Raw genomic sequence first — 19574 nt, forward strand, 5'->3', positions numbered from 1 at the left:
CCATGAGGTCAAAGCTGCCGCGTTTGAATGACCGCGCCAGCAAGCCGATGCACTCATCATTGAGGCTGCCCCACACCATGGGAAGAGGGCTGCGTATCGCTCGGCGGTCACACGCGCCGATGTTTTGCATTGGCTGCTCGGCAATGCCCGCCTGGTGCAGCGCGGCCAGCGCCTCTCCACCCCTCAGACAGTCCCAACAACAGACCATCAACGAAGCCGATCGAAAAAGCGATGGGTGCGTGCAGATCGAAGGGCTTGTGCGTCATGCGCGCGACACAAGTGCGAGGGTAATTGCCGTCATAAAAATATACGTTTCAAGTAAAGGCCGCAAGTTCAATATAGCAGGATGCACGGTCCAGCCGCAGCCCCATCCTTTGGCCAGCAGTCGAATCCGACGCCTTTTGCCATCCAAAAGCGGCAATTCGCCATACCCCGCGATGACTGGCGCCGCTAACATTGGATCAGATGCAACGCTTATTCGTCATTCTACGAGACAACTGCGACACAGATCGCAACGAAAGGTACCTTATGAACCACCGTTCCACCGCGCGCCTGCGATCCACTTCGCGCACCGCGACGGCCATGGCAGCTTCCATACTGTGCTCCGCCGCCGCGCCCACGTTTGCGCAATCAGCTCAACAGGAAGAAAAACCGGAGGCTACCTCCCTGACACAGGTCCTCGTCACCGCCAACAAACGCGAACAGGCGTCCATCGACGTACCCGCTTCCATCTCCACCGTGAGCGCCGAACGGCTGTCGTTGGGTGGCGCGTCCCGGCTGGAAGATTTTGTCGCACAAGTGCCGGGTTTGGCGATCACGGCAATGACGCGCGGCCAGACCGTCGTGACTTTGCGCGGCATCGGCACCGGCGCGGCGCAGGCGGTGCCAACCACCGCTCAGTATATCGACGAGGCCCCGATCGGCTCCGTCAACGCGTATGCTGCTGGCAGCAAAATCACGCCCGACCTCGACCCAGCCGATCTGCGGCGAGTCGAAGTACTCAAGGGCCCTCAAGGCACCACGTACGGAGCCAGCGCCGTTGGCGGACTGGTTCGTTATGTGACGGTGCCGGCAAATACCCAGCGCTTTAGCGGCGTGGTGTCGGCTGGCGGTAGCAGCATCGATGGCGGCGGCAATGGTTCCAGCCTGCGCGCTGCGGTGAATGTGCCACTGATTAAAGATGTAGTGGGTCTGCGCATCAGCGCCTTTGACCGTACCGAGGGTGGATACATCGACAACCCCATCAATGGCCAGAAAGGCGTCAATGAAGCGCGCACCAAGGGAGGAAGGCTTGCAGCAGACTGGAAGATCAATTCCGACTGGTCGCTGCGCGCCTGGGCGCTGACGCAGAATTTCCATTCCGACGGAGTCGGTTCGGAAGATGTGGTGGCGCCAGGATTGAGTCCGCTGAACAAACCGATGCAGCGTATTTCCTACGTGACCGAATTTCAGGACATCTCGCTTGATGTTGCCAACGTCACAGTCAGGGGCCGGATCGGCGGCTTTGATGTCGTCTCATCGTCAACCTATCAGACCAGCGATCTGCGGCGGATCAACGACGGCACGGTCGGAAGTACAGCCTTGCTGCGTCTGGCGACCGGCGTGGCAGGCTTAGGAGCCTACAGCGACACCACGATCACGACCCGCCGCATCTCGCAGGAACTGCGCGCACGCTCCACGGCTTTCGGCGAAAGACTGGAATATGAAGCGGGCGTTTTCTGGACGCACGAGAAGGACTTGCTCGACTCGCAGCTGCCCGCGCCCTTCTTTTTCGCCACCGGCGTCAAGACCCCGTTTCCTGCGCTCGGTGATGGCCAGATCGCATCGAGCTACGAAGAGTATTCCTTGTTCGGGAATGTCAGCTTTGCGCTCACGCCGAAACTGATGGTCTTGGCCGGCCTGCGCGGCGCCAGCGATACCCAGCATTTCGATCTGGATTACAAGAGATCCGCACTGTCGCCTGTGCCCGTCAAACTTGTGCAGGAAGTTGACCATGACAAGGTCACATGGATGCTGGGCGCCAACTACAAGATGCTGCCCGACACCTCACTGTATGGCCGGGTCGCCACCGGTTATCGCGCCGGCGGTCCGAGCGCTTTGCCACCAGGCGTACTTGCCGACGGCAAGCTGTCATTCGAACCGGATACCCTCACCAGTTATGAACTGGGTTTCAAGTCGGCTTTCCTAGGTGGCAAAGCTTCGGTGGAAGCTGCGCTGTTCAGCACCAATTGGAAAGACATCCAACTGATGGCCAACGCGCCAGCCAGGCCGCCGGCGACCTTCATCGGTTTTAACTACGGTACCAATGGCGGTTCTGCCCGAAGCAACGGTGCGGAAGCCACGCTGCTGTTCTCGCCAACGGAGCGTCTGACCGTGCGTGCCAACGCAGCCTACACCGACACGTATCTCACCAGTGCTGCACCTGCCGTTGGCGGCGTTAAAGGCGATGACATGCCATACATTCCCAAGTGGAGCATGTCGCTCAGCTCGGAGTATCGCTTCCAGATCGGTACGGCCCACACGTGGGTTGGAGGGTCGGTCGGCTACATTGGCGAGCGCAGCTCCGACTACACCCTGAAGCTGCCGCTCGTTTTGCCCTCGTACACCACGCTCACGCTAAACGCGGGCATGGACTGGAAGAACGTGCGCCTCTCTCTGTACGGCAAAAACCTGACGAACGAACGCGGCATCAACTTCGCAGGTCCAATCGCCACGCAGACTGCGACCAATCCGTATGGCAATCCCTACACGATAGCTTTGATACAGCCGCGTACCGTCGGTATCGACCTGAGCTACCGCTTCTAATGATGATCATGGAACGCCTAACCCAATACGGGATCGTGGTTGGCGCCGACGAGTCGGCGAACAGCGGCGCACTTTGCTGGAAAGGCGTGCCGTTCGCAAAGGCGCCCATCGGCGACCTGCGCTGGCGCGCACCGGTCGAGCCTGATTGCTGGAGCACACCCCGGCCAGCAGTACAATTTGGCAACGCGTGCGTGCAGGTGGGGCGCTTGTACGGGCCAGGGCGGAACAACCGCTACGATCGCAGCATCGGCGATTCCATCGGCGATGTCAGCGGCTCGGAGGACTGCCTTTACCTCAACATTTGGGTCCCGGCTTCCGCCTCCGGCCCGCTTCCCGTTATCGTCTACATCCATGGCGGTAGCAATGTCACCGGCTACACCGCCGATCCGCTGTACGACGGCGCAACGTTGGCGGTAACCGCCAATGCCGTCGTCGTCACCGTCAACTATCGGCTTGGAATCTTTGGTTTTCTTAACCTGCCTCAGATGAAAACAGGCGGCGATCCCGCCGGCGATTCCGGCAATTTCGCCCTGCTCGACATTTATCAGGCGCTGCGGTTTGTGAATCGCAATATCGGTGCGTTTGGAGGCGATTCCGGCAAAGTTACCCTGATGGGGCAGTCGGCTGGCGCCGTCAATATTCTTGCGTTGCTGGCCTCTCCACTGCTCACCGCGGCGCAGCCGCCGCTGGTCCACCGGATATTACCCGTCAGCGGGGGCATCGCGATGGCCGGCGACTTGCCGCCGGGCCGCCTGCCGCTGATCCACCCCGCTGCGGCGCACGCGGCACAGGCCGAGGCCCTGGTGGTGCACGCGCTAGTGCGTGCCGGCCGCATCGACGACGTGAAGGCAGCCAAGCAATGGATCGCGGACCGTTCACATGCCGAAGTCTCCTCGTGGCTCCGGGCGCAAGATGCCGAAGTGCTGCTGCGCACCGTCCTCGTTGACCTGACGCCTCTGGGACTGGCGGGCTCGGGACCGATTCCCGATGGAACCATCGTCCCGCTGGCGCCGCTAGCGGCCATCCATGCCGGCCACTACTGCAAAGTGCCGATGCTCGCCGGTTTCACGCGCGACGAGGGCAAGCTGTTTCCGTCTATGCTCGCGCTGTCGCCGGCCCTGGGCCAGCTATCCGGCCGCCTGCTGAGCGATAGGGAAGTCTTTAGCATCCAGTATAGCGAGCAGCGCGACCAGGCAGTCCAGTCGAGCATCGAGCAATGGATAACGCCGCAGCTGCTACCAGTCTGGGCACCCGGAACGGGATTCAACGCCCGTATCGAACAGTTGCACGAACTGCTGTTCTGGCCGAACCGCGACGTCGTCCTAGATGCGGTGCGTGCCGAGCAGCAAGCCGTCTGGGCTTATCAGTTTGACTGGGATCAGCAGCCTCCGCCGTTCGACGATATCTATGGCGCCGCGCATGGCTTCGACGTACCATTTATGTTTGGAAATTTTGGCCCGTCCCTGTTCGCGGCGACCATGAATACAAGCGCCAACCGCCCAGGCAGGCTGGCACTGTCCGAAGCTATGATGCGCAGCATTGGATCGTTTGCCTGGCATGGCGATCCCAATCACGCCGAACTTGGCGTGCGATGGTCCGCATGGCCGGACATGCTGCGGTTCGACGCCAGCGCCAGCGCGCCAGCCATTTCAGTAAAAGCCAGGCCGGAAGGGGCCAACTCATGAAGATTGTTCTCCTGATCATTGTTTGCCTCATCGCCCTGGCGTGGCTGTTTACCCGACTGGTGCTAACGGGCGAGGACCTGCGGCGTTTCGACACCGGTAACGGCCAGCGCTTCGCCACCGGCCGACCGGAAAGCACAGGCCTCGCCGGCGCCATGGCCCGCCTCGCATCCACCAATGTGCCACGGCCTGGGCTGTCACGCCAGCAGCAAATCTACGTCAAGCGCAGATTGTTTGACAGCATGTTCGACGACCTCGTGTACGAGGCGCGCTTCACGCCGGTCGACAATGCCGATGCGCGCGGCGAGTGGGTCGCGGCGCCCGGCGCAGATCCGGACCGGCGTATGCTGTATATCCACGGTGGCGGCATGGTGGTGGGCAGTGCACGCAGTCATCGCCCTATCACAGTGCGCATGTCGGCGCTCTCGGGCGGCGCCGTGCTGGCAATCGACTACCGGCTGATGCCCGAACATCATCGCCTGCGCAGCGTGGAGGATACGCGCCAGGCCTACCGCTGGATGCTGGCCAACGGCCCCGACGGCGCGGCGGCGGCGACCGCCATCTTCGTCGCCGGCGACTCCGCCGGCGGCAATTTGACCCTGTCGCTGCTGCCCTGGATCCGCGACCAGCAATTGCGCGCGCCAAACGGTGCCATTGCCATCTCGCCACCGACCGACAGCACCTTGTCAAGCCCCAGCATTCCCGCCAATGCAGGCACCGACTATATGCTCGGGCCGGCATTCAAGAGCATCGCCCGCATGCCCCGCGCAGCCCTTCTCTGGTTGTCATGGCTACACAACGGCATCAGACCAAACGATCCCGTGGTATCGCCCGTATTCGGCGACTTGTCCGGCCTTCCCCCTGTGCTGGTCCATGTCAGCGAAACCGAGATGCTATACGACGACGCGCGCCGCTATGTGAACCGCGCCAGGGCAGCAGGCTCTCCCGCCACGTTGCAATCCTGGGACAACACGCTGCACGTCTGGCATATTTTTGACCCTGAACTGCCCGAAGCTGGCGAAGCCTACATCGAGATCGGCAAGTTTCTTGCCAAGGTCGCCCCTCACCAGAAGGCCCCAACATGAACACCAGCACCATTCTTACATCCGAAGGCGCAGCCGCTCCGTCGAGTTCGCAGGAGCGCACGCCGCTTCGCGCCTGGTACTCGCTCGCGGTGCTGACCATAGTCACGCTGATCGCTTTCGTCGACCGCAATATCCTGCTGCTCCAAGCCGAGACCATCCGCAAGGTCATGAGCCTGTCCGATTTGCAATTGGGACTGCTGCAAGGGACAGCAGTAGCCGCCTTCGCCGCCTTGGCCACGTACCCCCTCGGCTGGCTGGCCGACCGCTACGACCGCCGAATCGTCCTGGCCGGTTGCGCGCTGTTCTGGAGCGCCGCCGTTGTCGGCTGTGGCATGGCGCAGACGTACGAACAGCTGCTTCTGGCCAGTGCGCTGGTCGGCGCTGGTGAAGCCGGCCTTGTGCCGATCGCCTACGCCATGATCCCGGACATGTTCGCCGAGAAAAAGCGTCCGATCGCCAACTCGGTGTTCGCACTCGCCTCGATGAGCGCGACTTCGCTTGCGATGGCGTTGTGCGGACAAGTGATCGGCATGGTCGAGACGTTGCGCGCCAGCCTGCCGTTCGGCCTGGAAGTCTTCGAATCGTGGCGCCTGAGCTTTTTTGCAGTAGCCTTGCCCGCACCGATTCTGGCGGTATTGATAGCCACGATCTATCTTCGCCCCGGCGCGCGGGCCGCTGCCGCAAAGGCCCTGCATGACAAGGAACGATCCGTTTCCGTCACCAGGTTGAGCGAGAATGTCGCTGCCCTGCTGCCGCATCTGAAGCAGAACCGCAGCACATTGCTGCTGTTTTCCGGCGGCATGTTCGCCGCACTGTTCGGGTTTGCTGCTATTGGCAACTGGCTGCCGGTGATCTATTTGCGCAACTACGGCGTGTCCGCCAAAGACCTCGGGGCTGCGCTGGGCGTTATCGCACTCATTGCAGTCGCCATTGGATTTCCCGTGAGCGTGTATGGTACGCGCTACTTCAGAAACCGGATTGGTCCAGGAGTCAATATCCGCTCGTTGTGGCTGACATGCGTATTTGCGATAATCGCCACCGCGCTGATGGTGTTCGCAACCAGCTCGCGCCAGATGTTCATCATCCACGGCGCCTACTTTGTCACGCTCACGGCCGCCCTACTGGTCTATCCGACGACCTTGCAGGCGCTGGCGCCACGGCACCTGCGGGCGCGCACAGTCGCCATCGTCGGCATGATCAGCTCATCGGGGGCGGCAATCGCGCCCCCGGTTACCGGGTTCGTTTCCGACCACATGAAAGGCAATCCGAACGGCTTGATGCTGGCGGCGGCCATGGTCTCCATCCCAGCCCTTGCGCTCGCCGTCTTCCTGATGGCGAAGTGCGAACGGCACTACCTCATCACAGCGGAAGCTTCCCGTCTCTCGGACGCCGACAGCGAGTAAGCCTCCCTCCTCAGCGGGCGGCACGCGCGCCGTCCGCTTTCTTCTTGTTCGCCTGCGCAACGGCGCGCCGTTGGCCCCGTGCGCGCAGCGATACCAGTTTCGTACGGAGCCACAATGTCAGACACGCATATTTTGCTTAGCAAATGGAAGATAATTGATACCGATCCCGGTACCGGCACGGCGGTGGGGATGGCGCTCGCTCCGCTTCACGGCGCCGGCATGCTCGACGCTCCAGCACCCGGTGATCTCTATCTCGCCCTGCATGCGGCCGGGCGCGTTCCCGATCCCATGGGTGATCGCGCCGAGCTCGATTGCGTATGGGTCAGGGAGCGGGAATGGTGGTACCGGGCCGACTTCGACAATCCGGATTGCCGGCCCGACCAGCGCGCCATCCTTGAATTTGAAGGCCTCGATACGTTTGCGGCGGTATGGCTCAATGGCGAGCTGCTTGGCAGGACCGACAATATGTTCCGAGTGTGGCGTTTCGACGTGAGCAGACAGCTCCGCAATGGAGCGAACCATCTTGCCGTCTGCTTTACGCCCCCGGCACAGGCGGTCGTCCCGATCGACATGCCGGCTTTTCCCATGGCGTCCAGTCCGAGCTCCGAGAACAAGCGCAATTTCATGCGCAAAGCCCAGTTCGGATGGGGCTGGGACTTTGCGCCGAACATGGTCACCACCGGAATCTGGAAAGCCGCATCGCTCAGGGTGGAAACGCGCGCCACGCTGGCGGACGTCACGTTTTCCACGGCCGCCATAGCAGAAAACGGTGCTGCGCACGTGACGATGTTCGCCGGTGCAACCGCGTTTTCAGGCGACGCGGGCCCTCTGCAAGTGCACTTTTCCCTGCGTGGCCCCGGCGGCGAGATGGTGGCCGAAGCATCCTTGCCGCTGACCGACGGCTGTGCCCGCCTGTCACTCACAATTGAGCGCGCCATGCTGTGGTGGACACCGGAACTCGGCCCCGCTAATCTGTACACCATGCGGGCCGTGCTCGAAGCCGGAGGCCAGATGGTGGACCAGCGCGAGCTGCGCGTGGGCATCCGCACGATCATTCTGGACACTTCGGCCGATACGGCTGAACCGGGAACAAAATTCTTCCGTTTCATCCTGAACGGAGTCCCGATCTTCGCGCGCGGAGTAAATTGGGTGCCGCCCTCTTCGCTGGTTGCAGCCATTGATGCGTCCCTCTACCGGCGTTTGCTGATGCAAATGGCCGACGCCAACATGAACATGGTCCGGGTGTGGGGCGGCGGCATCTACGAGCACGACCCGTTTTACGCGCTGTGCGACGAACTGGGCTTGTTGGTATGGCAGGACTTTATGTTCGCTTGCGCGCCGTATCCCGAACATGATCCCGTGTTCGTGGACAATGTGCGCGCCGAAGTTGGCGACCAGGTCAGACGCCTGCGCCACCACGCCTGCCTGGCTCTCTGGTGCGGCGGCAACGAAAGCCAGGCAATACAGGGGTTCACAAACAGCAAAGCTGGCCGCCATCAGCCGATACTGGGCGAACTGTTTTACAACCAGGTCATTCCGCAGGTGCTCGCGGACCTTGACCCGGCGACGCCTTACTGGCCAGGCAGCCCTTTCGGTGGAGAGGGACACAACCTCAACAGCATGTACGAAGGCGACATTCACGACTGGACGGTGTGGCACGGCCTGCCGACCATTCCGGATGACGGCCCGGTAGCCGATTATGACCGCAGCCCAGCGGGTGTTGCCTACACCCGCTACGCGGAAGACATCGGGCGCTTTATCAGCGAATACGGCATCCAGTCGGCGCCCGTCATGGCCACTTTCCGGCGTGCGCTGCCGGCGGACCAGCTGACGCTCGGCAGCCCTGGTTTCCTCAATCGACTCAAGGACCGGCCCATCGACAAGGTCAACGCGATGCTGGTGTCGGTTACCGGCTTGCCCACCACGCTGCAAGAATATATCGACTATACCCAGATCAACCAGGCCGAGGGGCTCGCCTTTGGTATTGAGCACTTCCGCCGCCGCAAGCCGCACTGTTCCGGCTCGCTGATCTGGCAATTCAATGATTGCTGGCCTGGTATCAGCTGGAGCCTGGTCGATTACTACGGGTTTCCGAAAGCGGCCTACTACTACGTCAGGCGCGCCTACGCGCCTGTCACGGCATCGTTCAAACAAACGCCGGCGGGAATTGAACTGTGGATCGCCAACGACAGCCTGGCCCCGGTCAACGGCGATGCGCAACTCGCCATCGATTCATTCGACGGTTCCGAGCGCCGACAGTACTCGGTGCAATATGCGGTCCCGGCCAATGCGAGCACCTGCGTTTGGCGCCTCGCCGACGACACCAGCTGCGGTCCTTCTCACGTGCTGTCGGTCCGCGCGACGCGAGGCCAGTTCCCGGCAAACCAGCATTTCTTCGTACCCATTAAGGATCTGGTCCGCGCCGAACCGCGCCCACCCCACGTAACGATTTCCCAGACCGACCCTGGCAAGGTCGTGATCACGCTGGCAGCGGCAGACTACCTATACTTCGCACATGTCCTGTGCGACGACGAGCGTGTCCGCTTCGACGACAACTATCTATCCCTGCGTGCCGGTGAAACACGCGTGATCACGGCCAGTCACCCGGGCGCAGAACTGGATGCGGCAAGTCTAACGATCCGCTGGCGCTAAGGGAATGGTGAAAGTCCAACACAACTTGATAGCGCCCCGCCGGATCCGGCTGGGGATGGTCGGCGGCGGCCCAGGCGCCTTTGTCGGGAATATCCATCGCCATGCCGCGCGGCTGGATGACCAGTACGAACTGGTGGCGGGCGCATTGTCGTCGGATGCCGACCGCAATAGGGCGTTCGGCCTTTCGCTGCATATTGACGAGGACCGCCTGTACGCGGACTACCGCGATATGGCGTGGCGCGAAGCGGCGCGCGTCGATGGTATCGATGCGGTCGCCATTGTCGTTCCGAACCATCTGCATTTTCCTGTTGCCTGCGCCTTCCTCGAAGCGGGCATCCATGTCATTTGCGACAAGCCTTTGACCACCAGCGTCGCCGATGGTCTGCGCCTGCGCGATCTCGCGAAACGCATGGGCTGCCTCGTCCTTCTGACGCACAACTACAGCGGCTACCCGATGGTCCGTGCTGCACGCGACCTGGTCGCCAGCGGAGCGCTTGGCGAGATTCGCAGCATCCAGGTCGAATACGCCCAGGAGTGGCTGGCAGAACCCATCGAAGCGCGTGGTAACCGGCAAGCGCAATGGCGAACCGATCCAGCACAGGCCGGGCCCGCCGGCTGCCTTGCCGACATCGGCTCCCATGCCGCCCATCTGGCAGAGTATGTCACCGGTCTGAGCCCAACCGAGGTCAGCGCCGAACTGTGCAGCTTCGTCGCCGGACGGCGGCTGGACGACCACGTGCAGCTGCGGCTGCGCTACCCGAAGGGCGCGCGCGGGCTCCTCTGGGCAAGCCAGGTCGCCATTGGGGAAAGCAACAATCTGACGCTGCGGGTTTTCGGCAGCAACGCTTCGATCCGCTGGGAGCAGGCATCCCACCATACACTGCGCTATGTGCGCCTGGGACAGGCGGCGCAGCATTTAAGTCAGGGCATGCCTGGCGTGTCTGCAGGAGCCAACGCGGCGTTCCGGCTGCCGCCCGGCCATCCTGAAGGCTACATCGAAGCGTTTGCCCAGCTATACCGCGAGTTCGCCCTTGCCTTGCGAGCACACCGCGCGGCCAAAACTGCGCTGCCCGACCATCTTCCGGGTATCGAAGCAGGCATCCGCAGCCTATGCCTAATCGATGCGGCGCTGGCAAGCGATTGTGCCGGGGCGGAATGGACCGAGGTGCCCGACCCGCTAAAATTGCCCGTCTAATTCTCACCCTGCGTTCCATCCCTACCGGCGGGGCCAGTGGCGCGTACAGGCCCAAGACCATGCATGCGGATACGCCGATTCGGCGCCCGGGCAACCAGTGGGATTGAAGTCGCCATGCGCTCCGTGATCCGGAACCGAGGGTCGGTCCACCGCAGTGTTCGAATGGTTCAACTGCCGCGTACGAAAGCGAAGAGACGACGGCAGGCGATGCGTCCACCGCCACTGATTTTCTGTTCGGCGAAGGCGCTGCACAGGCAAGATCTCGCCCGCCCCCTCAGCTCCCAAGAAGAAACCCTGGCCGATTCTCCACACCCGAATCTGCGGGCAGCAACGGTGCAGCGTGCGGCAGCGCCACGTACTTTTGCGCCAGGCTTCGCTATTGGACAGTTGGAACGTGGTGCCGCCGTCCCTTCCGCGGAACGCTCCTTCGATGACGCTTTCGGTGACCAATTCCAGACTCGCCTGCTCTCGCGCTGAGGTCCGGCCGCCCATTAAAACCCGGTCAGGCCGCCGCTGCACATCAGGGTCTGCCCGCTTACGTAGTCGGACTCGGGAATGCAGAACAAGTATACCGCACCAGCTGCCTCGTCGGGCGTTCCGCCACGGCCGAGTGGAATGGTGCGCTCGAGCGCTGAGAGCATGTCCGGGTTGACGCCGAGCTTGATGTCGCGGCCGTCGATCATGGCGCTGTCGACACCGGCAACGCTGGTGGTCAGGCGCGTATTGATGAGACCGAATGCAACACAGTTGACGGCCACATTCATCCGCCCCCATTCCTTGGCCAGCGTCTGCGTCATGCCGACAATGCCCGCCTTGGCTGCGGCGTAGTTGGCCTGGCCGGCGTTGCCGAACAGCCCGGCCACGGAAGAAATATTGACCACCTTGCGTACCACCGGCCTGCCCAACTCCGCTTCAGTCTTGCCCAAAGCGCGGATTACCGGCTGCGCAGCGCGCAGGATACGGAAAGGCGCGGTGAGGTGCACATTGAGCATCGCCTGCCACTGCTCGTCGCTCATCTTCTGAATCACATTGTCCCAGGTATAGCCGGCGTTGTTGACGATGATATCAAGCCCCTTGTACTGTTCGATCGCAGTGCCAATAAAGCGCCCCGCGAAATCTGGCGCGGCGACATTGCCGGCGCAGGCGCAGGCGTCGCCACCGGCACGACGAATGGCCTGGACGGTCTCCTGCGCAGGTTCGTCGTCGAGATCGTTCACGACGACGCGCGCGCCTTCGCTTGCGAGTTTGAGCGCGATCGATCGGCCAATGCCGCGGCCGGAACCGGTGACAAGGGCCACCTTGCCGTCGAGTTTCAATGTCATTGCTGGTCTCCTGAAGTATGGACGAAAAATACAGCAACCATGGTAAAACCTGCAGTCCCAGCGCGCGATGCCGGATGATCGCTTTCTCATGGCAATTCACCCCAACTGCGACTCTGGCATGTCGCAGCTTTCGGTCATCGAATAGAGGGAATTTGCCATGGTCGTGGCAAGTCGCAATCGATACCATGGCGCCAGCGGCAAAGTCGCCTGCCAGTGTCGGACAGCAGGTGGCGTGCAGTCGGCTCTGTCGGCTGGAGGCTGAACTTGGCGTCAAACTGCCTTCGCGCGCGGCCTGAGCGCGATTCATTCGTCGCACCGCGCCGCCGGCCCCCATCCCGCCCCGACCTACACGCGGCCCCGCAGGCTAATTGTCAACCATCAACACCTACCATACGCTATGAATCCAACGTTCCAACCCTGGCAAAGCACTTACCGCAAGCACCGTATCCCCGCCACTATCGATCCGGACGCCTACCCTTCTGTCGTCGCGCTGATGGAGCAAGCCATGCGGCACTTCGCCGAACGCGTCGCATTTCGTTCGGAAGGCCGAGCCATGACTTACGCAAGCCTGGACCGCCAGAGCGCCGCTTTCGCCGCGTGGCTACGCGAGAAAATACAGGTGGAAAAAGGTGCCCGTATCGCGGTCATGCTGCCCAACATCCTCGCCTTCCCTATTGCGACGCTGGGCATCATGCGGGCCGGTGCAGTCCAGGTCAACGTCAACCCTATGTACACGGCACGTGAACTGGAGCATCAGCTCAAAGACTGCGGCGCGGAGATCATCGTCGCGTGGAATGAGTCCAGTGCGGTATTGGCATCGGTGATTGCCGGGACCAAGATTAAGATGGTCATTCTGGCCGATGCGCACGATAGCGAGTACCCGGCGCCGACCAAACGCCCAGAGCAGCAATTCGGCGTCCCCACACTCGCATTTTTCCAGGCGCTGGCGGCCGGCGCCGGACTTGCACGCGTAACCGTCCCCTTGACCGGTGACGATCCGCTATTTTTACAGTACACGGGCGGCACGAGCGGCGTGTCGAAGGGTGCCATTCTGTCGCACCGCAATCTGCTCGCCAATATCGAACAGTTCAAGGCGATGTACGCCGCCGCACTGGAAGCCGGCGAGGACAGGATTGTGACGGCCATCCCGATGTACCACATCTTTGCCCTCATGCTGAATTTTCTCGCCTATTTCTCCTTTGGCGCTGAAAACTGGCTGATCAGCAATCCGCGCGACGTGGACAAGTTTATCGATGTCCTCAAGGAGGCCAAAGCCACGGTATTCGTCGGCGTGAACACATTGTATGCGAGCCTGGTTCAGCATCATCGGATCGGCGAAGTCGACTTTGCGGCGCTGCGCCTGTCGATCGGCGGCGGGGCGGCGGTGTTGGGCGCCGTCGCGACCCAATGGCAGGCGGTGACGGGGACATTCATCCGCGAGGGTTACGGCTTGACTGAGACATCGCCTGTTGTGACCTTCACCCCCGCGTCGGCCACGCGATTCAGCGGGAACACCGGCTTGCCGATGCCGGGCACCGACGTGCGGGTGCTGGGCGACGATGGACACTTCGCTGGCCCCGGCGGCATCGGTGAGATATGCGTCAAGGGACCGCAAGTCATGTGCGGCTACTGGCAGCAACCGGAGGCCAACGCGCTGGCGTTCACTCCCGACGGATACTTTAAGACCGGCGACATCGGTGTTTTCAACGCGGACGGCTTCCTCAGTATTGTCGACCGCAAGAAGGACATGGTGATCGTCTCGGGATTTAACGTCTATCCAAACGAGGTAGAGGCGGTCGTGAGCGCCATGCCAGGCGTGGCCGAATGCGCCTGTGTCGGGACGCCGGACGCCAGGACGGGGGAAGCGCTGGTGCTGTTCGTTGTCGGCCTTGCAGGGAGCGACTTGAGCGAGAAGGCGGTGACTGCGCACTGCCGCAGCTTGCTCACAGCGTACAAGGTTCCAAAAACAATACGCATTGTTGATCGGTTACCCAAGTCTTCGGTGGGCAAGATCCTACGCCGTGCACTCACGGACTCGCTGTAACGACTCCGTCGAAAACGGTCGCCACTAGCGTTGCTGCTTCAGGTCTTCCAGAAACCGTTGGAATACGGGCGACGTTTTCAGCAACACGGCTGCCTGCGAGCGCAGCAAATCCACATCGGCCGCGGGGAGCGAAAGAGAGGTCGGCATCGCCATGAGCCGCTTGCGCAGCGCGGGATCGGCAACCTCATCGAGGCTGATCACAACCGGGTACAGCCGGACCCCGGGGAACGCATTCGACTCATCGTCCTGCCGCCAGCGGCGCAGCAAGTCCCGCAACAACTCAAGGGCCTCGAAGGAAGTCCGGTCGATGGGAACACTAAGGGACTGCATCAACAACGCCAGTGCGCCTGGCCCGTTTTCGGAACGATCCCAACTTGTACCCGGCTCCGAGCGTGCGTTGACTACAACGATCAATGTGCGTTTCAGTCGCTCAAGCCCGAGCTGCTGGCGATATTCACGGCTCGCATGTGCGCCGCGAAATCGCTCGAGCGTGGCGCGCAAACCCAGATTATCAGCGATGCCGCCATCGACCAGATGCAGGTAAGGTCGCGTCGAGCTGTCCTGGAACCGCGTCAACTCGCGGCTGCGTTGCACCAGGCGGCCCTCGTCGGAACGGCCACTGCGCGCCGCTTCGGCCCACGCCGGCAGTCGATAGCCGCAATGGCCTCCGTAGTTGTTAAACGTTACCGGAGAGAGCACAATCGGCACTGCCGAGGAGGTCGCAGCGGCGCGCGACAGCTTTACCTGGGAAAGATCGGAGCAGATCAAATCGAAGTCATCCTGGGTAAAGGCAAAGCGGGCACCAGTCGAAATATCCGTACTTGTCGACGAGATGAATGGCCCGGCTCGTTGGATCAGATCACCGAAGTTCGCGTTCTCGAACAGGATTTCGTCGTAGTAGTCGGCGGCCAGTTCAGAGCGGCCTATCCCGGTTGATTGCAAGCGCGGCCAGTTCAGGGGATTCAGTGTCCGGCGCACGATTTCCCCCTGCACGTCCCTGTAAAGAAAGCGCGTGGGATAGTCGTTGAACAAGGCGGCGCCGTGCAAGCCAAACGCAAGGGCCGTGAAACTGCCGCCGGAAACGCCAGAGATGTAGCCCACCTCGTCCAGCAGCTGGACGTTATTTCCTGCGACATCAACGTTCGTTCGACGCAATTCCTCCAACACGCCGAACGAAAAGGCAGCCGCTCGCGTCCCGCCGCCGGAAAACGTCAGCAGAATTTCGGTGTCCGGCAAGCCTCTATTGGCGCGTTTCGACGACAGCCGGTAGCCGTATGCCTCATCCGCAGTCGCTAGCGCGACGTTGATCGGCCGGGTACCACATCCGGCAAGACATACCGAGGCAAACAGCAGCGCAGCGGCGACAAACCGTTTTTTAGTCACGCGGATTCGATCTTCTGACACCATGATCAATAAGGGTAGGTGGAAATAGCGACGCAGCACAAGAAATCCCCGGATGGAACCGGTCCGGGGAACGCAGCGATCTTCGGCATCCGTCGATGTGAGCATACCCCATCCGCGACCCTATCCTCACTGGCATCGGGGTATCTGTTCGTATATCTGGCGCCCGCGCGCAATGATCCCGACAATGAACGTCGATACGATCTGAAGCTGAAAACCCGGCCAACAATCCAAGGGGATATCGACATTCTTCGACATCCTTTGCTAACGAAGTGAGGAAAATATGAAAGCAATGACACTCAAATCTTTCGGCGGTACTGACGCATTTGAACTGCGTGAAATGCCGAAACCGGTCCCGGGAGCAGGACAGGTACTTGTTCGGGTTCACGCCACTTCCATCAATCCGCTGGACTATCAGGTCCGTCGCGGTGACTACCAGGACTATGTACCACTTCCGGCCATTACCGGACACGACGTCTCCGGCGTAGTCGAGGAAGTCGGGGCGGGTGTCACAGCCTTCGTACCGGGGGACGAAGTGTGGTACACGCCCCAAATCTTTGATGGTCCCGGCAGCTACGCGGAGTATCACGTCGCGGCTGAAAGCATCATCGGCAAAAAGCCTGCCTCGCTCACCCATCTGGAAGCTGCCAGCCTGACCTTGGTTGGCGGAACGGCATGGGAAGCGCTTGTCGGGCGTGCGCAGCTGCGAGTCGGGGAAAGCGTTCTGGTGCACGGCGGTGCTGGCGGCGTCGGACACGTCGCAATCCAGGTTGCGAAGGCCATTGGTGCCAAGGTGTTCACCACTGCCCGAGCTGACCAGTTTGAATTCGTTCGCAGTTTGGGCGCCGATGTCACTATCGATTATGAGACGCAAGATTACGTTGAAGTCGTCATGCGTGAATCGGCAGGAAAGGGCGTCAACGTCATCTTCGATACGATTGGTGGCGATACCCTCGCCCGCTCGCCCGATGCGCTCGCCCAGCTCGGCCGGGTCGTATCGATCGTCGATCTCGCCAAGCCACAAAACCTGATTCAGGCGTGGGGCAAGAATGCAAGCTATCACTTCGTGTTTACCCGACAGAACCGCGGCAAGCTCGATGAACTGAGCGCGCTGGTCGAGCGCGGTCAACTGCGGCCGCATGTTGGCGCGACATACTCTTTGGCTGACATTCCGCTTGCGCATGCCCGCCTGGAAAGCCGTGACAAGGGGTTGATCGGAAAGGTCGCTATCGCCGTCGTGCCGGACGCGAACCCGAAGGCCGCGCAGGCACAGCCATAAACGCTGTCTAGGGAGGAAGCCATGATCTATGAAATTGCTTCGTTGCCTGTGCGGCCTGACCGGATCGACGCCTTTAAAGAAGCGTTTCGCGATGTGTCCCACCTGCTGGCGCGTGCGAAGGGCTACGAGGGGCATCTGCTCACGCAGGGAATCGAAACGCCGTCACATTTCACGCTACTCGTGCAATGGCACACCCTCGAGGACCATACGCAAGTATTCGAACCAAGTGACGACCACCACACCTTCATCACTGCACTTCAAGCGTACTTCGCCGCAGAGCCGATCGTCAACCACGTTAACGCCGCTTTTCCGGGCGGACGAGTTGACATCCGTTCGGCATGACACATACGGCGGACGCCTCCTCCCGACGCACCGGGCGATCCGCAGGGCCGGCACTTTGTTTCCGACCTTGCACCGGCCCGGATCTTGCGGCGGAATAAATTTAGCACCGACCCACGGCGCCGCAGCCATCAGGGCGCCTCGTGCAGCCGGGTTAACGATGTCGTCTTCGGTTTGGCAACATCGCCCTGGCTGTTGTCTTGACGGGTTAAGAATCGACCGCGAGATCGGATAGATCAAGGCCAGCGTACCGATCGCGGCTTACTGCACGCGCCAAATCAATGTTGGGATTTGCCCGGGCGAGGAAGCCGTATTCCCCACGCATTTATACTGACGCACCGCTCAACTGCCGCCTCTGCGCCGGTCGGGGTGAACGGTTGGCACTGCCCGGCTTACCCCGATGCTGGCATCGTTGCAATTCTTCCCCTTGGAAGTATCGCAAGGCCGCCGCCCCCTCCAACGCTAGCGCGACTGGGCATCCTGTGCCGAGCGGCGGGCGTTTAGCGCGCGCTAGAACGATTCGTGTCAGCGATCTGCACGACTCAAAGCGGACACATGCCAGCACGCCACCAAGTGGGGCAACCAAAGCAGATCCGCGATGCCGTTACACGAGGGCGGTTGCGCGCGATCTTGACCACGCAGCGCTCGCCAGCTGCGGGATGTCGGGTATCGGACAGCCCCCCCTGCGTGCGGCCGAACTGCCACCGCGCCGGCAACCGTCCGGGTGGAAAGCGTCTCCGCCTCGCTGTCGGCAGTAGAGTTGGCACTGGCTACGCAATCCTCGCCGCAGTCAAGGCGAGCACCCAAAGAGCTCCCCCGCGCCCGAGGAACCATGTGCCGTCGCTGGAAGACGCGTCCTTTCTCCATGGCATTTCGGTGCCTCCACGTTCGAACACGACTCAAGCGTTGTCCCGGCAACCCGCGCGTACCTCCGGGGAAGCATAACCGCCGATGAATGGCGCGTGTGTGGCCATGCTGTGCGCGGAATGCCGCCGATGCGAAATCACGTAAGCGATATTACGCGGCTTGTTGTATATATGAAACGCAATCCAAGCGCGCCGCAACTGGCAAGCCAGTTCGTCAGATTTAGATAAGTTTCGAGGCAGAACTTCACTTACCATAGCCGTAAGCCCTCATCCACAGGTCATCCACACTGTGGACAAGGGCCCTATATTCCCCACCATGCTTGCAGGCTACGCCCACATGGACATCGATGAACCGACCTTGGTGGTAGTGCTTGGATTGGCCTCCATTCTGGCTAGTGGTGTCTTCTTTCTGCTGCACGCCTCTGCCCGCCACGTCGGCGGCGTGCGCCTCTGGGCTTCCAGTTCGCTAACAATAGGGTTGGCTGTCGTTGTCGACGCCGCAGGTTTGATCAAGGACCCGCAGTGGGCTAGCGTTCTTTTCAATGCTCCTGTAGTTTCTGGCCAAGTGCTATTTTTTGTTGGAACAGCTCAATTCGTCGGTCGGCCTTGTAACAGATTTACATTACCCATCTGGGTAGCAGTTACCATTGTTCTAAGCTGTTCGTTGACTTTCGTGTCACCGAACTCGGCTGCGCGTGTATTTACGTTGGGCATTATTCACGCCAGCGCCAACGGCTGGGCTGCCTGGCTCTTTTGGCGGCATATCGAGCCGCACGCGCGTTATGCCTATATCATTGCCGCCGTGTTGACGTTTGCCCAAGCCGCCGCCGCCCTTCTGCAGGCATTACTCGCCGTTATCGAAGCAGATGCTGCCTCCTCGCCGCACGATTTTTGGCTATTCAGCTTGATTATCATTTTGAATGCGGTTTCAAATGTACTGCTTGGAAGTTGGATTCTCTTTTTGCTCATCATGCTTCGACTCGTGCTTGAGCTCAAAAATCTGGCCGAGATAGATGTGCTCACCGGGATTCTCAATCGACGAGGGCTACGCTCGCATGTCGACCGCCTTTTGAAGTCGGCTCGTCCGGTCACATCCATCTCGGTGCTACTCTTGGATATCGATTTTTTCAAGAGTATCAATGACATGCATGGGCACGACATCGGCGATGAAGTACTCATCATAATGGGAAAGCTATTGCGCAAGTCCGCCACCCCAAGCATCATCCCATGCCGCTGGGGTGGCGAAGAGTTTTGCATCGTCATCGAAAGCCAGGATGAAACGGCCATCCTGCAATTTGCAGAGCGCATCCGAGCACAATTTTGCGAAGAAACGAAATTGCACAACGCCCTGCCTTCAGGCGCAACCGTCAGCATAGGGATGTCGACTTCGACATTTCACGACGGATTTGAATTCTCCAAGCTGATAAGCGTAGCCGACAACCACCTCTACCTCGCTAAAGGTTTCGGCCGCAATCGCGTATGCAGTTCAAGCTAGAGAACA

At 60.9% G+C, this 19574-nt stretch carries 12 protein-coding genes; 10 read left to right on the forward strand and 2 right to left on the reverse strand.

Going from position 1 to position 19574, the window contains the following annotated elements; translation table 11 throughout:
• The first annotated feature begins 528 nt into the window (after positions 1–528).
• The 6 genes from ASC94_RS12690 to ASC94_RS12715 all read left to right on the forward strand — a co-directional run bounded on the left by ASC94_RS12690 (position 529) and on the right by ASC94_RS12715 (position 10822).
• Positions 529–2805 carry a TonB-dependent receptor gene (locus ASC94_RS12690; protein ID WP_056395119.1) on the forward strand — a complete coding sequence of 759 codons (2277 nt, stop codon included), beginning with the start codon at positions 529–531 and terminating at the stop codon, positions 2803–2805.
• An 8-nt stretch (positions 2806–2813) separates the two neighbouring features.
• Positions 2814–4490, forward strand: coding sequence for a carboxylesterase/lipase family protein (locus ASC94_RS12695; RefSeq protein WP_229417253.1), 1677 nt, complete (start codon positions 2814–2816; stop codon positions 4488–4490).
• The gene (locus tag ASC94_RS12700; RefSeq protein WP_056395123.1) at positions 4487–5572 is read left to right on the forward strand and encodes an alpha/beta hydrolase; all 1086 of its coding nucleotides are present in this window, start codon (positions 4487–4489) and stop codon (positions 5570–5572) included. The genes ASC94_RS12695 and ASC94_RS12700 overlap by 4 nt, the downstream gene beginning before the upstream one ends.
• Positions 5569–6975, forward strand: coding sequence for an MFS transporter (locus ASC94_RS12705; protein WP_056395125.1), 1407 nt, complete (start codon positions 5569–5571; stop codon positions 6973–6975). The genes ASC94_RS12700 and ASC94_RS12705 overlap by 4 nt, the downstream gene beginning before the upstream one ends.
• Positions 6976–7089: 114 nt before the next feature.
• A complete protein-coding gene (locus ASC94_RS12710) occupies positions 7090–9627 on the forward strand; it encodes a glycoside hydrolase family 2 protein (protein ID WP_056395127.1) in 2538 nt (845 codons plus the stop codon).
• Between the two features lie 4 nt (positions 9628–9631).
• Positions 9632–10822 (forward strand): Gfo/Idh/MocA family protein, encoded by a 1191-nt coding sequence (locus ASC94_RS12715; protein ID WP_229417254.1) that lies wholly within the window; start codon positions 9632–9634, stop codon positions 10820–10822.
• Between the two features lie 491 nt (positions 10823–11313).
• Here the strand turns inward: ASC94_RS12715 and ASC94_RS12720 are convergent, their stop codons facing one another.
• Entirely contained in the window at positions 11314–12144 is an 831-nt protein-coding gene (locus ASC94_RS12720; RefSeq protein WP_056395129.1) for an SDR family NAD(P)-dependent oxidoreductase, read from the reverse strand.
• A gap of 397 nt (positions 12145–12541) precedes the next feature.
• Here ASC94_RS12720 and ASC94_RS12725 point away from each other — a divergent pair, with 397 nt between their 5' ends.
• A complete protein-coding gene (locus tag ASC94_RS12725) occupies positions 12542–14188 on the forward strand; it encodes an AMP-binding protein (protein WP_056395131.1) in 1647 nt (548 codons plus the stop codon).
• A gap of 24 nt (positions 14189–14212) precedes the next feature.
• On the opposite strand, the gene ASC94_RS12730 is transcribed toward ASC94_RS12725, so the two are convergent.
• The gene (locus ASC94_RS12730) at positions 14213–15697 is read right to left on the reverse strand and encodes a patatin-like phospholipase family protein (RefSeq protein WP_056395133.1); all 1485 of its coding nucleotides are present in this window, start codon (positions 15695–15697) and stop codon (positions 14213–14215) included.
• A 175-nt stretch (positions 15698–15872) separates the two neighbouring features.
• Here ASC94_RS12730 and ASC94_RS12735 point away from each other — a divergent pair, with 175 nt between their 5' ends.
• The 3 genes from ASC94_RS12735 to ASC94_RS12745 all read left to right on the forward strand — a co-directional run bounded on the left by ASC94_RS12735 (position 15873) and on the right by ASC94_RS12745 (position 19568).
• A complete protein-coding gene (locus ASC94_RS12735) occupies positions 15873–16868 on the forward strand; it encodes a zinc-dependent alcohol dehydrogenase family protein (protein ID WP_056395135.1) in 996 nt (331 codons plus the stop codon).
• 21 nt (positions 16869–16889) lie between these two features.
• On the forward strand, positions 16890–17210 hold the full coding sequence (locus tag ASC94_RS12740; protein WP_056395136.1) for an antibiotic biosynthesis monooxygenase: 321 nt from the start codon (positions 16890–16892) through the stop codon (positions 17208–17210).
• A 1200-nt stretch (positions 17211–18410) separates the two neighbouring features.
• On the forward strand, positions 18411–19568 hold the full coding sequence (locus tag ASC94_RS12745; protein WP_162251418.1) for a diguanylate cyclase: 1158 nt from the start codon (positions 18411–18413) through the stop codon (positions 19566–19568).
• The last annotated feature ends 6 nt before the right edge of the window (positions 19569–19574 follow it).

The sequence above is a fragment of the Massilia sp. Root418 genome (assembly GCF_001425265.1).
Taxonomy (GTDB): Bacteria; Pseudomonadota; Gammaproteobacteria; order Burkholderiales; family Burkholderiaceae_D; genus Rugamonas.

Bases quoted from the DNA above. Each gene is read 5' to 3' on its own strand.
- ASC94_RS12745 (WP_162251418.1), top strand. From the start codon at position 18,411: ATGGACATCGATGAACCGACCTTGGTGGTAGTGCTTGGATTGGCCTCC.
- ASC94_RS12720 (WP_056395129.1), bottom strand. From the start codon at position 12,144: ATGACATTGAAACTCGACGGCAAGGTGGCCCTTGTCACCGGTTCCGGC.
- ASC94_RS12695 (WP_229417253.1), top strand. From the start codon at position 2,814: ATGGAACGCCTAACCCAATACGGGATCGTGGTTGGCGCCGACGAGTCG.
- ASC94_RS12730 (WP_056395133.1), bottom strand. From the start codon at position 15,697: ATGCTCACATCGACGGATGCCGAAGATCGCTGCGTTCCCCGGACCGGT.
- ASC94_RS12715 (WP_229417254.1), top strand. From the start codon at position 9,632: ATGGTGAAAGTCCAACACAACTTGATAGCGCCCCGCCGGATCCGGCTG.
- ASC94_RS12710 (WP_056395127.1), top strand. From the start codon at position 7,090: ATGTCAGACACGCATATTTTGCTTAGCAAATGGAAGATAATTGATACC.
- ASC94_RS12740 (WP_056395136.1), top strand. From the start codon at position 16,890: ATGATCTATGAAATTGCTTCGTTGCCTGTGCGGCCTGACCGGATCGAC.
- ASC94_RS12700 (WP_056395123.1), top strand. From the start codon at position 4,487: ATGAAGATTGTTCTCCTGATCATTGTTTGCCTCATCGCCCTGGCGTGG.
- ASC94_RS12705 (WP_056395125.1), top strand. From the start codon at position 5,569: ATGAACACCAGCACCATTCTTACATCCGAAGGCGCAGCCGCTCCGTCG.
- ASC94_RS12735 (WP_056395135.1), top strand. From the start codon at position 15,873: ATGAAAGCAATGACACTCAAATCTTTCGGCGGTACTGACGCATTTGAA.
- ASC94_RS12690 (WP_056395119.1), top strand. From the start codon at position 529: ATGAACCACCGTTCCACCGCGCGCCTGCGATCCACTTCGCGCACCGCG.
- ASC94_RS12725 (WP_056395131.1), top strand. From the start codon at position 12,542: ATGAATCCAACGTTCCAACCCTGGCAAAGCACTTACCGCAAGCACCGT.